Genomic DNA, 13,829 nt, shown 5'->3' on the forward strand with positions numbered 1-13,829 from the left:
AAGATAAACTGAATTGATAAAAGAGCGGAAAATCACGGCTCTATACGGTAAGATATGTGACTTTGTCAGGTTTTGAGTTCAATTTTTATGCCACAATCATCGCGTTATAGTGACGAACACGTTGAACAACTGCTCTCCGAGCTGGTCAATGTTCTGGAAAAACACCATACTCCCACCGATCTGTCCCTGATGGTGTTGGGGAACATGGTGACCAATTTGATTAACACCAGCGTCTCTCCCGCACAGCGGCAAACGCTGGCAAAATCGTTTGCTGAAGCCCTACAGGCTTCAATTCATGAAGATAAAGCGCATTAATACTTAATTTATGGTGACAAACCGTCAGCGTTATCGTGAAAAAGTCTCCCAGATGATCAGCTGGGGGCACTGGTTCGCCTTGTTCAATATTCTGCTCAGCCTGGGGCTGGGCAGCCGCTACCTGTTTGTCACCGACTGGCCGGCGTCGCTGCTCGGCCGCGTCTATGCCATGGTCAGCGCGCTGGGACACTTCAGCTTTATCGTGTTCGCCATCTATTTGCTGATCGTTTTCCCGCTCACCTTCGTGGTGATGTCGCAGCGACTGCTACGCTTTATCTCCGCCGCGCTGGCGACCGCCGGGCTGACGCTACTGCTGGTGGACAGCGAGGTCTTCACCCGCTTCCACCTGCACCTCAACCCGGTGGTGTGGGAGCTGGTGGTCAACCCGGATCAGAGTGAGCTGGCGCGCGACTGGCAGCTGATGTTTATCTGCGTGCCGGTCATTTTCCTGATCGAGATGCTGTTCGGCACCTGGAGCTGGCAGAAGCTGCGCAGCCTGAACCGACGCAGCTTCGGCAAGCCGCTGGCGGCGCTGTTTATCGTCTCCTTCTTTGCCTCACACCTGATTTATATCTGGGCGGACGCCAATTTCTACCGCCCGATCACCATGCAGCGCGCCAACCTGCCGTTGTCGTACCCAATGACCGCACGCAAGTTCCTGGAAAAACACGGCCTGCTCGACCCGCAGGAGTATGAGCGGCGATTGGTGCAGCAGGGTAACCCGGAAGCGGCGGCCGTCGAGTATCCGCTCAACGATCTGAACTACCGTGATAACGGCAGCGGCTACAACCTGCTGATGATTGTGGTGAACGGCATTCGCAACCAGGATGTGGCGCAGGATATGCCCGCCCTCACCCGCTTTGCGCAGGAAAACGTACGTTTCACCGATCATTACAGTTCGGGCAACCACGCCGACACCGGCCTGATGGGGCTGTTCTACGGCATCTCGCCAACCTATCTGGACGGTATTTTGGCCTCGCGCAAACCTTCGGCGCTGATTAACGCGCTCGGCGCGCAGGGCTATCAGTTCGGCCTGTTCTCCTCCGACGGCTTCCAGGCGCCGCTGTATCGTCAGGCGTTGCTGACCGATTTCTCACTGCCGGCCCCGCAGGCGCAAAGCGACGCCGCCACCACGCAACAGTGGCAGCATTGGCTGAACGCCCAGGGCGGTAGTATGCCGTGGTTCTCATACCTCAACTTCCGCGGCGGCGATGCGCAGGACGCAACGCCTGATGACTTTATACAACGCTACCGCAGCGGCGCGCAGGACGTCGATAAGCAAATCGCTCAGGTGCTGAACACGCTGAAAGCACGCGGCATGCTGGAGAAAACCGTGGTGGTGATCACCGCCGAGCACGGCGTGGAATTCAATGACAGCGGCAAGGACCGTTGGGGCGCCGGCACCAGCTTCGGCCCGCTGCAGCTGCAGGTACCACTGGTGGTCCACTGGCCGGGTACGCCGGCGCAGACCATCAATAAGATGACCAGCCACAACGACGTGATGCGCACCCTGATGCAGCGCCTGCTGCACGTAAAAACCGCCGCCAATGACTATTCTCAGGGCGAAGATCTGTTTACCGCCCAGCGCCGCCATAACTGGGTGGCGACCGGCGACAGCAAGCAGCTGGTGATCACCACGCCGGAGCAGACTATCGTGCTGGAAAATAACGGCAATTATCGTTCATACGATAAGAATGACCGCGAGATAAAGGATGAAAAACCGCAGCTAGCCCTGCTGCTGCAGGTTCTGACCGATGTAAAACGCTTTATCGCTAACTAAGTTGCTTAAAACTATAGCAATCGGGCGTCAGATATCTTGCATTGCCATCGGGAAAAGGTAGACTGTTGGCATCGCGTCGGCATGTAGCGCAGCCTGGTAGCGCACCGTCATGGGGTGTCGGGGGTCGGAGGTTCGAATCCTCTCATGCCGACCAAATTACTCTGATAAAGCAACGGGTTAATCGAAAGGTTAGCCCGTTTACTTTATGTCAAAAAGTGTGCATGCACAATCCCTCACTGTGCATGGATTTTCCCTGTTCTTCGAATCAACTCATGTCGGTTAACGGGAAACGTCGCAAGCTACGTTCCCTCTCTCACCTGCCGCTCTGCTCCAGCTTCGCCCTATTCGCTAATGCTCATAGGCAGCTACCAGGCTGCGCTACATGCCATACGCACTAACGCAATGTGAACGCATAGAGTTAACTCATTGAAGATAAAATAAATAGCACAGACTCCATGAGACACGGAGTTAAGGAAAAATCGATAGATGCCCGGGAGAGGGTAGCAAGGGGGGATATGGGGGTATTCATCTCATATGCATTACTGCTTTTGTATTTCTCTGACTAGTCCTGATATAGGTTGACACTTTTCAGCCGGATAACGCCCGATGAACCTCATCGGGCGTTTTGTATTTCAGCGACAGGTGCGGCCGCTGTGTGTTGTAGATGTTCACCGACTCCCTGACCATCTTTTTTGCCTGTACGATGTCTTCTGGCCTGCCGAGCAGATATTCCGTTTTAAGTATCCCATTTACCCGTTCCGCCAGCGCATTCTGGTAACAGTCATACCCGTCCGTCATCGAGCAAGTGACACCATACCTTTGATGTAACGCCTGATATTCCTGCGAACAGTACTGGATACCCCTATCCGAGTGGTGCACCAGCGGCAACGTCGTGCGTCTGCCGGCCAGCGCCATTTTGAACGCGCAGGCGACGTGTCGGGTATGCAGACTGTCATGTACATGATACCCCACGATTTTTCTCGACCAGGCATCCGTTATCAGGCTGACATACGCCGTTCCCGTCCTCAGCGGCAGGTAGGTGATATCCGCCACCCACACCTGTTCCGGACGGCTGGCTATTACTTGATTGTCTCCTGCTTTCAGCAGGTTGGGATGGCGATAAAAACGATGATGGCTGTGCGTCGTCTTGTGATATGCCCGTTTAGGCATCACCAGTAACCGCGCGCAGCGCAGGATACTGAACAGCCGGTCGCGGCCCACATGCAACGCCGGTTCCGGGCGTTGCCGCAACAGGTGATGCAACTTACGCGTCCCCAGTCGGGGCTGATGCAAGCGGATAGCCGTTACCTGTGCGACGAGATGCCGGGCCTGCTCCTCTCTGCCTGCCTCTCGCTGCAGAGACTGATACCACGCTTGTCGGCTGATGCCCATCCATCGGCAGGCCCGCGTTACTGTGAGTCCCGGTACTTGTGTTTGCGCGATAAGGCGGTTAACTGCTTTTTTGTCAGCGTAGCACCAAAGTCGGTATTCATCACTTTGACGACGGCTTCGAAGAACTGGGCTTTGACTTCAGATTCAGCCAGTTGCTGCTCAAGTTCTTTAATTCGCTGTTCGGGCGTCAGGGGAAGTTTGGGCATGTTGCCTCCGCACTTTTGGGGGGAAGGAGAAGTCCGCCAGTCAAGTTGACCGTATTTGCGCAGCCAGTTCATGACGGTTGCGTTGCCTTGGATACCATAACGGTCTGCGGCCTGACGACAAGTCATTTCACCTTTTTCGACCTGTTCGACAACGGCTAACTTAAAGGATAGAGAGTAATCGCGTTGTGTGCGTTTAACATACTGGTTCATCACATTTTCCTCTGTACGTGAGTAAAATGTGTCAACGTTATTTAGGACGGGTCACTCACAGAAATTAGGGGATGTTCAAAGGGGGTAAAGGGCACCTGATAAGCGATGCCCTCTACACCGGGAAGAGAAACAGGGGAAACACAGGTTAGGAATGGAGGGGAGGATTAACGGGGTTTAGGCTGAGTGAAGGAGTAAATCTACCGGTAGGGTCATTGCACCTTCCGGATTGCTAATAAAAAACATCGTCTCTTAATCGTGTCAAAAGATCTTCCCATAACTCATGGGCACAACAGGGACAGTTGAGAACTTGACCATCCAGATGAGGGGACAACATGCCAGCACGTAACAGGAACGCAGCCCCACAATGCTCACATTGTACGTTCTGGTTCTTCTCCCGGAGTGCAGTGTGCTTGTCAGGGTTCACACAAGCCAGCGCATTATCAATAGCATCTCGTAGCTTAGAAGCTGAGTTAAATTCTCCTTGGACATGGGTGTCCACAAATCCCTCAAGCTTTACAGAGCGGATTTTGTATAGGCTTTCTTTCCTGTCAATGACAACCCCCTTGTAAGAGAAAGTGATGTTCCTCATGCTGGGGGAAGATGTTATTGGTTCCTTGTCCAAACGCTTCCTCAGCCGCAACAGATAGCGTTGCCTCTGGTTGGAAGCAAAATCATAATTCTTATTCACGTGTTACCTCATCGATGAATGACTGTGTAAACCTCACTGATGTAATCCTTCCTTCTGAGAGCTTCAACTGGACAATTCCACATCGCTGGAGTGTAAAAGCACACCGGTTAAACGCATCTCTGGCTGAAAAGCCCAGGATAGAAATAGCTCTGAGAGAGGATGTGTTCATCTCCCCTGTTTTCTCCCATTTATGGAGTTGAAGGATGAACTTGAAGAGCGTAGGACTCACTGACATCCCGCCCCTAACAAGGAAGGAACGGGAGGCACTTTGAAGCCTTGAGATCTTCATTTACTTTGGCGGTCAAACCATTCAGCAGCGTCCTGAAAACTCCGAAGCTGGGAAACCTTTCTGCCAGCGTTCTTAGCTCTCATGTTGGCCGCAAACTGTTGTTCCGGGGTAAGCCCGTTCTCATTTACCTTTCCAGCGTATTCTTGCGCTTTACGTACCTCCTCAGGAACCCATACATCAGGAGCAGAGCTACTCAGCTTCTTCATGTACTCTGTTCGTTCTTTATCTGTGCGTAAGGCGAAGAATCCACCTTCAGGGGTGTTTTTGCTTGCTGCTTTCTGTTGTAAAGCCCGAAGGACAGAAGAGGTTGCTTCCTCCTGCGTCATCCCCTGCTCTTCAACCAAGGAGTTAATAGCGTGTGTGATTTGCTCTTGTGAATAACTCATTTGCTTTTCCTTTTATAATTATATGTTGCATCAATATTGTAAGTGCCGTTCTCATGACATTTGATGTAATATTCTTCTCGCCAGAGATTGGTAAAAAGGTTCTTTGTATCCGTGTGTTTTTTGTTTTGATTTGCTGGGAGTTCTAAAAATAACATCACTTCCCCCAAAGCGTTTTTAATCCCGTTCGGGATAGAATATATCGGACACTATCAGGACTCCACTTCCTGCCCCTGATGTTTAAAAACCCTTTATCATTCAGAGCATTGGCTATTGCTTTGTGCCCATAACCGAACTCAATCAACTCTTCTAGAATGGGCTTTATTTTACTGTCGAATAACTCTGTCTTACTCTTGCGTATATCGTTATACATACCCCCCCCCTTAATCCCGATTGATGGACAGTTCCATCCTTTTGAGCATCACCTTCACGGATGAAGCGCTGTGAGCCTTACCGTGTAAGGAGGTGTAAGTATCCCGCATAATCGAACCATTCACATTTAGAGATCTTCCGGCATACTCATTCTGCCAACGAAGGAGATCGTTATGCGTAAAGCCCGTTTTACTGAGCATCAGATCATCGCTGTGATTAAGTCGGTTGAAGCCGGACGAACTGTTAAGGATGTCTGCCGCGAGGTCGGTATCTCTGAAGCGACCTACTACAATTGGAAATCTAAATACGGTGGTATGGAAGCCTCTGATATTAAAAAGATAAAGGATCTTGAAGACGAAAACAGGCGTCTCAAGCAAATGTTTGCTGACATCAGCCTTGAGAACCGGGCATTGAAAGACGTTATCGAAAAAAAGCTTTGAAACCAGCCTTTAAGCGTGAGCTGGTCACTCATCTGATAACGGCGTTCGGACTCAGTATCCGTCAGGCCTGTCGGAGCCTGAACCTGAGCAGAACGGTTTATCATTATCGTCCGAATACTACGCGTGACGAACCTGTTATTTCCGCATTGCAGGCTGCCGCTGAACGGTATCCACGATATGGTTTTCCAAAATTGTTTCAGGTGCTGCGGAGGCAAGGATACCCGTGGAATCATAAAAGGATCCACCGTATTTACTGTCTGCTGAAGCTAAATTTTCGTCGCAAAGGCAAGCAGCGTCTACCGGTACGTAATCCATCGCCGCTTGCTACGCCTGAAGCGTTAAACCAGAGCTGGTCTGTTGACTTCATGCATGATGCCCTGATTTGCGGTCGTCGTTTTCGTACGTTCAACGTCGTTGATGACTTTAATCGCGAGGCGTTGTCGATCGAAATAGACCTTAATTTACCAGCTCAACGAGTGGTTCGTGTCCTCGACAGGATCGCAGCAAACCGGGGATATCCCGTAATGCTTCGCATGGATAATGGTCCGGAATTCATCTCGCTGGCACTGGCTGAATGGGCAGAGAAACACACGGTAAAACTGGAATTTATCCAACCGGGTAAACCGACGCAGAACGCATTCATTGAACGCTTTAACCGGACATATCGCACAGAAATACTCGATTTTTATCTGTTTAGAACACTGAATGAAGTGCGTGAAATCACGGAGCGATGGTTGTCAGAATATAACTGTGAACGCCCGCATGAATCACTGAACAACCTGACGCCGGAGGAATACCGCCAACAGTGTTACTTGGCCGGGATCTCAAAAAGTGTGTGGAACTAAAGCGGGTCTATTTACAGAGGGAATACTCTTTTGATTGAGGGCATTTGATAAGGCCGTTACACCAAATCCATAATCAAGCAGTTCCTCAATAATAGGACGGATCTTCTTATCGTATTTCTTTGTTTTTTCTTTATTTTGTTCAATAAACATTGTGAGTTCCTATTTTTGTTTACTCCTACCATGGATTGAAATCTCCCTCTACAGGCTCCTGTACGGCCTCCTGATAGGCGTTCTCTTGTTGCCTATCCTGCCCCTGAGGATTCATTGCTATCACCTCATGAGCGGGCCTTATCCGATATTCTGTAGATGTATCAAAGCGCCTGCGTCGTGTAATAAGACCAAAATTCTCCAGACTCTCCAGATAACGATTAATTGAACGCTTTGACGCCCCCAGATCATCAGCAATACGTTGTTGTGAAGGAAACACTTTACCAGCTTGTTCTTGCCAGCTAAGTAGATAGAAATAAACAGATTTATGAGATAAAGTGAACGACTTTAACTTTCCATTTATCGGAAGATTTTTAATCGCACTGACTTGCTGGTACATCTTCGCAAATTTCATTTATGACCTCTCCAAAGGTGTGAGAGCTATTTTGTTCTGAATAATAATGTTTGACGTGTTCACGCAGAATTAAGGTAATCAGTGACTTGACTGATAGTTGTTTGTCGTTGGCTTCATCGCGTAACACCGAGAAAACCCCCTTGGGTATGTTAATGACCATAAAAACCTCTGGTGTAGTGCCAATCTGGCAATAGGGCAGTGCCAATCTGGCACACTATTAGATTAATTATTAGATTAAAAAACAAACACATAAATGCTCGCAGCCCTGCTGCGTTAATAAGGGGTTAAGTGAGTTGATAGAGAGCGCCTTGTTCATAGCCTAACGGCCATTCACTAGCGGCAAAGAAAAAATTCAACAGAACGCAAGAAGCTTACTCAGCCTGTTAGGCTTCGTTACGCTCCTGAAATATAAACAAAAACAGGCAGGCTATTTCACAACTTAAACGTTACATGCGTAACCAAGTTACCTACCCTTTTAAACCCCCCTTATAGGGTATAAGTCGATTTTTTGAAAATCCTGACAAAAATAATTAAATTTTTACTGGTGACATGTAAGACTTATGCGTGAATACACTACATATAACTCGATTTTTTCAAAAAGGTAACAAAAACAATTAAAATATTTATTTAAGGATGGCAATAACCTCTCTCATAGCTCTAGCGTAACCATCTGTATTTAAATAACTATCTGCGTAAAACCCTTTACTCGCAGCCCTGCTGCGTTATACAGATTTTGCTATCGTTAGATTAGGAGGAATACTATCATCAGGAACAGAAAGTCAAACACCCTCTAGAACGCCCTCAGAAGGCCGTAGAGGGGTTTAATAGGTTAAGGCGTGGGTTTACATTAACTTGAATTACAACCCGGCAACACGGCTCTCAGAGAGAGGCTAATCATAGAGCCACCGGCCAGCCTTGGCAGATTCAATCAGCATATTTATAGTGAGGGGTTTTGATTGCGCCTTAGTAGCAGGAAAATAGGTACTGAAGTCCAAGGCGTCATGCTCAAGGTGAAATTCTGTGAAAATTTCATCCAAAAGCTCCATCGCTTCCTGCTCATCCATTCTCATGGTGTGATTCAACGCGCTATCGCCAGTAAGAACCGGCTTGTTAAACGTTAACCAAGAACGCCCGTTATAAGGTTCCACCAGTTCAAAAATGCGCGCTTCAATTTTATCTACCATAACTTGTCGTCACCTCGTGCGATGCTGTTGTACTTAACCGTAGATCTGAATGAAATCTCTGTTATGTCTTTTGCAAGGATGACCCAGCCAAGAACAGGGACGGCACGACCGACAAATGTCCCCATTTTCCTTACCATACGAAGTCTTAACGTTGAGGGAGGATAACCTCCGATTACCGATGGCATTTTCAATCCGAGAGGAAACATTCTATTGCCAAATACTTTTCTTGCCTGTCGGGATGCAAAAGAGGTATCAGGTATAGCCCTCCTAAATTTCCCCCGTGTTGGTGAAATATTTCGCCCCGCATGGATAAAAGCTACGGCGGCAATATCCTCAATACCTAACTGAGTTGCCGTCTCTTCACAGAAGATCATAAAAAACAACTCACTAGCACTTAGATTATACCTTCCCGCATAGAAGTACGTTCCACCTAACTCTTCAACCGTATCCATCTTTCTACATCCTTGTTTATAAATTCACCGTTATAGTAATGGCAATCTCTTTTTCAAGGCAATCAAAGAGATACCCCAAAAATCCCAAAAGCGATAAAAATAACTGCGATAAGCCCTACAGAGCTATTCTGGGTCTCGATGAGAGAAAGGAGAGAGGAGAGAGGATAGGCCAAGTAACAAGCTAAGCGCACCTAAGAAATTCAGAACAGTTATCGAATGAAATGAAGGGATTACGCCACGGGATGGCACTAACTTGAATTACAACCCGGCAATGCGGCTTTCAGAGAGAGGCTAATCATAGAGCCACCGGCCAGCCTTGGCAGATTCAATCAGCATATCGACAGTTAACGCCGCCGGCTTATGGCGATCTGTTTGCATATGTTTGGGGAGGATAGCATTGGGTAAAAACCAAAGCCCCGAGTTTGGAAAGTATTTGCGAAACTCAAAACTGCTCATATCAACATGCAGTTGATCCGCGTACTCTTCCAGAAAACCATAAGCATCTTCAGGGAGTACGCTCTTTTTACCTGTACTCAGCGACGCATCATTCACCATTTCCCAAAAGTGTTTTCTGAGTAACTCGTGGACTTTATTGACTTCATTCATTCCCGACAACCCCTTTCCCAATGATAAGCTCATAACGATGGATGACATTACGGGTTACTATAGCTAAATCATAGGCTGTCAGAACCGCACCAATCCAAGGAAGCCAGCGGCCAACATAGGCACCAATACTTGTGGTGTAAGCCCACTCGTCACGTCTTAACTTGGTCCATGTAATAGTTTTTTTAGCTTTCTTAAACCTTTGTTGAATTAGCGTACGTGAGGCGATAGATAATGAGCTGGTCCTGATGTACCTTTACCAGAGGCCTTACCGATCTTCCCCTTCACGGGAATCACGGGCAGACTGACCAACATTGAGGCGATAGCCTGTAAGTCAACCATCCCGCGGAACTGTTTCTGAAACTCATCGAGAATCAGCCACAGGGGAAGTTCATCTTTGTCGAGGCTCATTCCGTTGAAAAAATACTTACCATCCAACTCTTCAACCGTATCCATTTTTCCACATCCTTGTTTATAAATTCACCGTTATAGTAATGGCAACCTCTTGTTCAAGGCAATCTTAATCCTGCCATAAATATCCCCTATCCATTTGAATATGCTAACCATTATACGTTCTTTATAAATTATGGTGCATCGGAAGTTAGAGAATCGATCACCCAGCCATTCCCCAAGGAAAGACAAATGACTAATCAAAGAATTATTCTGACCGGTGGCCCGGGTTCGGGCAAAAGCACACTAATTGACGCCCTAAGCCAACGCGGCTATGCATGCAGCACGGAGGCGGGTCGGGCCATTATTCAGGAGCAGGTCGCCACGGGCGGTAATGCCTTGCCCTGGGAAGACCGTCAGGCATTTGCCGAGCGGATGCTCAGCCGCGAGATATGCGCGTGGCAGCGCGCCGGCAGCGCCGAGACGGCGTACTTTTTTGACCGCGGTATTCCCGACGTGGCGGGCTATCTGACGCTGTGCCAACTCCCCGTACCTGCTCATCTGGAGCGAGCCATAGCGCACTTTCGCTATGCCGAGCGCGTATTTATTGCCCCGCCGTGGCGTGAAATTTATGCCCAGGACACAGAGCGCAGGCAGTCGTTCGCCGAGGCGGAGATGACATACTGGATCATGCGTGCAACCTACCAACAATACGGATACCGGCTGTTGGAACTGCCGCGCGCACCGTTAGAGGAAAGAGTAAGCTTTATGCTCGCCACCCTGCGGCATGCAGGCTGATACTTCACCCCACACCGACGCTTCCGGCATTATTTTCCCGCCACGCACGGCTTTCTGCAGTTAGCGCTCAGATTTCCCCTTCTCCTCCGCCTGCCCGGGGTTTCTCTGCTATACCTTTTAAAGTGAATCCTAAAGCCGTATGCAAGGAGGTCTGATGCTACGTCCAATCCCGCTACTATTAGCGCTGCTGATGCTGGCGGCCTGTTCTTCCGGAGAAGGCCCACCGCCACAAGATAACGGCGGACCGCCCGTATCCCACTGCAGCGACGCACAATGCGCACCTTCCGTCGGCCCGCAAACTTACTGATGAGATAACAACGCGGCATTCACCACCGCGTTGTTAGTTACCTATTAATAATCAGATTACTACCAATAAGTAACATTTGAGCGAGATGCTATAGTCTTTCGATTATTCGTTTTGCAGTGACAATGCGCATCAATTGAGGGTTACCGCCAATGCAGCCTGCTAAGAAGTGGTCACAAGAACTGGAAGGGCTACGGGGGTTGGCTTCCCTGTGGGTCGTTCTGGGACATATTTGCATCCTGGTCGATTTTCACTTCCCGATCCTGTCTGACCCCGCCATGGGCGTTGACCTGTTTATCCTGCTGTCAGGCTATCTGATGGCGAAAAACTACATGGAGCGTAAAGAGAAAGAGCCTTGGACCGCCGCCAGCACCTTCAAAAAATTCTGGCTGCGCCGCTTCTTCCGTATCGCCCCGCTCTATTATGTGCTGCTGGTGTTCGCCATTGGCTTTGGCAGCTATTTTGGCGAAGCGCGCGACGCTATCGCCCAGTTCTATCCGGGCACCCAGACCAATACCAGCCGCTACAGCGACGGCTCGCTGATGAATCTCTTTACCCACGTCAGCTTCCTGTTTGGCTTCCTGCCCTACTATTCATTTAATACCGTGTTGCCGGACTGGAGCATCGGGCTGGAAATGCAGTTCTACTTTCTGTTCCCGTTCATTATGCTGGGCGTGATGCGCTTCGGCTTCGCTGCAGCCTGTATCGCGGTGGTGTTACTCTGCGTCGGCGCCAGAACGCTGTGGCCCGATTACTTCGCCGCATTCCCGATGCCATCGATGATATTGATCAAGCTGAACCTGTTTATTGCCGGTATGCTGATCGCCAAGGGCGTACGTGACAAAAGCGTCGGCTATATTCTGTTGGCCCTGCTGGCCACGGTCGCCAGCCTGTATCAGCACGACAGTATGAACAAGCTCCGCTATGCCGCGCAGATCGGTATGATTGTGATGATGGCGACCATCCTGTGGAGCCGTGCCGAGCAAAGCGCCATTGCCAAACTGTTGCGCCTCCCACGCTGGGTGCTCACCAACAAGTTCAGCGTATTTCTGGGCGACGTCTCATATTCGGTCTATCTGCTGCACTTGCTGATTGTGCTGCCGGTTATCGCACATCTGCTCACAGGCAGCGCGTTTGCCGACCTGGCCGGTCCGGTAAGGTTTGCCGCCGCCGCCGCGATTATTCTGCCCGTTACCTACGGCATCAGCCTGTTGCTGTATCGCTTTGTCGAAAAACCGGGCATCAAGCTGGGTAAAACCATTATTGAACGCGGCCAGAAAAACAAAGCCGTGGCGCTGCCGTAAGACAACGCCACCCGCCGGTTCAACAAGGCAATAACGCAAAAAAGCCACCTCAATGAGGTGGCTTTTTTAATTGGTGCCGGCTACCGGAGTCGAACTGGTGACCTACTGATTACAAGTCAGTTGCTCTACCTACTGAGCTAAGCCGGCGAATTCTGGCGGAAACCTTCCGTCTCCGTGCTGCGCAATATAATACAGCGCAGCGCCGGCAGGCAAGCGTAATCAACGGGCTAGCACACCGGTTGTTGAAAAAAGCCGCGCTTGCCGCCGTTACCGCACCAAGGGCGTTTTTTCACCAGCTTCACGCCGTGACGCCCCGCCTAGAACGCATAGCGCCGACGTACAGCGCGGTCTTCCCGGCTCAGCGTCTCGCTGACAAAGTCGACAAACAGCTGCAGCGCGGCGCTACGCTGTCGCCCCGGTGGCAGCTGTAACTGCAGCGTACGCTGGCTGAGCGGGTCAACACCGAACGATTTGATGGTAATGGGCTGCTGCTGCAACAGCGGCAATACGGTGAACTGGCTGCAAATCGCCACCGCACGCGGTGACCCCTGCAAGAAGTTGAACAACGCGGCAAAATTATCGCAGGTCAGCACCGGTTCAATAAAGGTGCCGCCCATCTGGCAGCAGATATCAAACAGCTGTCGCACCGTGGTGCCCGGCTCCGGCAAACACACCGGATAGTGGCACAGATCGGCCAGCGCCACCTGCTGATTCGCCAGCGGATGATCGTCGTGCATCAGCAGCAGCACCGGCGCCGCCCATGAAGCGACCACATCCACCCCCTGTTCGGGGTGCAGGCTGAACTGCAGCGCCAGATCGCATTCGCCGTTGCGCACCAGCCGCGCCAGGCTTTTGCTGTCCGCCACCGTCAGCACAAAGGTCACCGCCGGGTTCTGCGCGCGGAAACGAGCCATCAGCTGCGGCAGCAGCGAAAAGGCCAGGCCGTTGGAGCACGCCACGCGCAGCGCCGTGCGCCGCACCGCTTTCAGCCCCTTAATTTCCGCCACCGCCTGCTCAATATTGAGCAGGCTCTTGCGCAGATGGTTTTCAAAAATCTGCCCGGCTTCGGTAAGCACCATCCCGCGCGCATGGCGCTCAAACAGCGGCGTACCCACCTGCGCCTCCAGGCGCTGGATCTTGCGGCTGATGGCCGAGACCGCCACAAACAGCTGCTCACTGGCGGCGCTCAGCGAACCGCAGCTGGCCACCGCCAGAAAAAAGCGCATTTCACTACTGATCATTACGGGGCCTCCTGGCGGCGCATGCTTCGCAACGGGGCAAATAAGCCTTGTTATAACAGCAAAGCTTGTTT

The 13,829-nt window shown here is 50.5% G+C and carries 13 protein-coding genes, 2 tRNA genes and 1 pseudogene; 6 read left to right on the forward strand and 10 right to left on the reverse strand.

Going from position 1 to position 13,829, the window contains the following annotated elements; translation table 11 throughout:
* The first annotated feature begins 87 nt into the window (after positions 1–87).
* The 3 genes from D781_RS22920 (at position 88) to D781_RS14430 (ending at position 2,249) form a co-directional block, all read left to right on the forward strand.
* A complete protein-coding gene (locus tag D781_RS22920; protein WP_015673076.1) occupies positions 88–315 on the forward strand; it encodes a YejL family protein in 228 nt (75 codons plus the stop codon).
* 10 nt (positions 316–325) lie between these two features.
* Positions 326–2,095, forward strand: a complete 1,770-nt coding sequence (gene yejM / locus D781_RS14425; RefSeq protein WP_015673077.1) for an LPS biosynthesis-modulating metalloenzyme YejM — start codon at positions 326–328, stop codon at positions 2,093–2,095.
* A 77-nt stretch (positions 2,096–2,172) separates the two neighbouring features.
* A tRNA-Pro gene (locus D781_RS14430) sits at positions 2,173–2,249 on the forward strand.
* A gap of 408 nt (positions 2,250–2,657) precedes the next feature.
* Here D781_RS14430 and D781_RS14435 read toward each other — a convergent pair.
* Both D781_RS14435 and D781_RS14450 read right to left on the reverse strand, forming a co-directional pair.
* Positions 2,658–3,903: pseudogene (locus tag D781_RS14435) on the reverse strand (IS3 family transposase).
* A 973-nt stretch (positions 3,904–4,876) separates the two neighbouring features.
* The gene (locus D781_RS14450) at positions 4,877–5,266 is read right to left on the reverse strand and encodes a hypothetical protein (protein WP_041411831.1); all 390 of its coding nucleotides are present in this window, start codon (positions 5,264–5,266) and stop codon (positions 4,877–4,879) included.
* Between the two features lie 542 nt (positions 5,267–5,808).
* On the opposite strand from D781_RS14450, the gene D781_RS22930 reads away from it, so the two are divergent.
* Positions 5,809–6,920 (forward strand): IS3 family transposase gene (locus tag D781_RS22930; protein ID WP_102024942.1). Its coding sequence is split into 2 segments (ribosomal slippage): positions 5,809–6,070 and positions 6,070–6,920, totalling 1,113 coding nucleotides; the frame shifts between segments, so codons are not numbered across the junction.
* Here D781_RS22930 and D781_RS23895 read toward each other — a convergent pair.
* The 6 genes from D781_RS23895 to D781_RS24215 all read right to left on the reverse strand — a co-directional run bounded on the left by D781_RS23895 (position 6,900) and on the right by D781_RS24215 (position 10,177).
* Positions 6,900–7,070: a hypothetical protein gene (locus D781_RS23895; RefSeq protein WP_015673078.1), complete on the reverse strand. Its 171-nt coding sequence runs from the start codon at positions 7,068–7,070 to the stop codon at positions 6,900–6,902. The two genes, D781_RS22930 and D781_RS23895, sit on opposite strands and share 21 nt — an antisense overlap.
* 25 nt (positions 7,071–7,095) lie before the next feature.
* Entirely contained in the window at positions 7,096–7,482 is a 387-nt protein-coding gene (locus D781_RS14470) for a helix-turn-helix domain-containing protein (RefSeq protein WP_041411833.1), read from the reverse strand.
* 890 nt (positions 7,483–8,372) lie between these two features.
* Positions 8,373–8,666 (reverse strand): DUF1493 family protein, encoded by a 294-nt coding sequence (locus D781_RS14475; protein ID WP_015673081.1) that lies wholly within the window; start codon positions 8,664–8,666, stop codon positions 8,373–8,375.
* On the reverse strand, positions 8,660–9,118 hold the full coding sequence (locus D781_RS22935; protein ID WP_015673082.1) for an STM2901 family protein: 459 nt from the start codon (positions 9,116–9,118) through the stop codon (positions 8,660–8,662). Before D781_RS22935 ends, D781_RS14475 begins: the two co-directional genes overlap by 7 nt.
* A 291-nt stretch (positions 9,119–9,409) precedes the next feature.
* Positions 9,410–9,724 (reverse strand): DUF1493 family protein, encoded by a 315-nt coding sequence (locus D781_RS14480; RefSeq protein ID WP_015673083.1) that lies wholly within the window; start codon positions 9,722–9,724, stop codon positions 9,410–9,412.
* 207 nt (positions 9,725–9,931) lie between these two features.
* Entirely contained in the window at positions 9,932–10,177 is a 246-nt protein-coding gene (locus D781_RS24215) for a hypothetical protein (RefSeq protein WP_233494094.1), read from the reverse strand.
* Positions 10,178–10,363: 186 nt separating this feature from the next.
* On the opposite strand from D781_RS24215, the gene D781_RS14490 reads away from it, so the two are divergent.
* On the forward strand, positions 10,364–10,909 hold the full coding sequence (locus D781_RS14490) for an AAA family ATPase (RefSeq protein ID WP_015673084.1): 546 nt from the start codon (positions 10,364–10,366) through the stop codon (positions 10,907–10,909).
* 456 nt (positions 10,910–11,365) lie between these two features.
* Positions 11,366–12,517 carry an acyltransferase gene (locus D781_RS14495; RefSeq protein WP_015673085.1) on the forward strand — a complete coding sequence of 384 codons (1,152 nt, stop codon included), beginning with the start codon at positions 11,366–11,368 and terminating at the stop codon, positions 12,515–12,517.
* Between the two features lie 71 nt (positions 12,518–12,588).
* On the opposite strand, the gene D781_RS14500 is transcribed toward D781_RS14495, so the two are convergent.
* Both D781_RS14500 and D781_RS14505 read right to left on the reverse strand, forming a co-directional pair.
* Positions 12,589–12,664, reverse strand: a tRNA-Thr gene (locus D781_RS14500).
* Between the two features lie 170 nt (positions 12,665–12,834).
* The gene (locus tag D781_RS14505) at positions 12,835–13,758 is read right to left on the reverse strand and encodes a LysR family transcriptional regulator (protein WP_015673086.1); all 924 of its coding nucleotides are present in this window, start codon (positions 13,756–13,758) and stop codon (positions 12,835–12,837) included.
* Positions 13,759–13,829: the final 71 nt, after the last annotated feature.

It is taken from the genome of Serratia sp. FGI94 (assembly GCF_000330865.1).
Taxonomy (GTDB): Bacteria; Pseudomonadota; Gammaproteobacteria; order Enterobacterales; family Enterobacteriaceae; genus Serratia_B; species Serratia_B rubidaea.

Excerpts from the sequence above, each read along its gene's own strand:
- D781_RS22920 (WP_015673076.1), top strand. The coding sequence starts at position 88 with ATGCCACAATCATCGCGTTATAGTGACGAACACGTTGAACAACTGCTC.
- yejM (WP_015673077.1), top strand. The coding sequence starts at position 326 with ATGGTGACAAACCGTCAGCGTTATCGTGAAAAAGTCTCCCAGATGATC.
- D781_RS14450 (WP_041411831.1), bottom strand. The coding sequence starts at position 5,266 with ATGAGTTATTCACAAGAGCAAATCACACACGCTATTAACTCCTTGGTT.
- D781_RS23895 (WP_015673078.1), bottom strand. The coding sequence starts at position 7,070 with ATGTTTATTGAACAAAATAAAGAAAAAACAAAGAAATACGATAAGAAG.
- D781_RS14470 (WP_041411833.1), bottom strand. The coding sequence starts at position 7,482 with ATGAAATTTGCGAAGATGTACCAGCAAGTCAGTGCGATTAAAAATCTT.
- D781_RS14475 (WP_015673081.1), bottom strand. The coding sequence starts at position 8,666 with ATGGTAGATAAAATTGAAGCGCGCATTTTTGAACTGGTGGAACCTTAT.
- D781_RS22935 (WP_015673082.1), bottom strand. The coding sequence starts at position 9,118 with ATGGATACGGTTGAAGAGTTAGGTGGAACGTACTTCTATGCGGGAAGG.
- D781_RS14480 (WP_015673083.1), bottom strand. The coding sequence starts at position 9,724 with ATGAATGAAGTCAATAAAGTCCACGAGTTACTCAGAAAACACTTTTGG.
- D781_RS24215 (WP_233494094.1), bottom strand. The coding sequence starts at position 10,177 with ATGGATACGGTTGAAGAGTTGGATGGTAAGTATTTTTTCAACGGAATG.
- D781_RS14490 (WP_015673084.1), top strand. The coding sequence starts at position 10,364 with ATGACTAATCAAAGAATTATTCTGACCGGTGGCCCGGGTTCGGGCAAA.
- D781_RS14495 (WP_015673085.1), top strand. The coding sequence starts at position 11,366 with ATGCAGCCTGCTAAGAAGTGGTCACAAGAACTGGAAGGGCTACGGGGG.
- D781_RS14505 (WP_015673086.1), bottom strand. The coding sequence starts at position 13,758 with ATGATCAGTAGTGAAATGCGCTTTTTTCTGGCGGTGGCCAGCTGCGGT.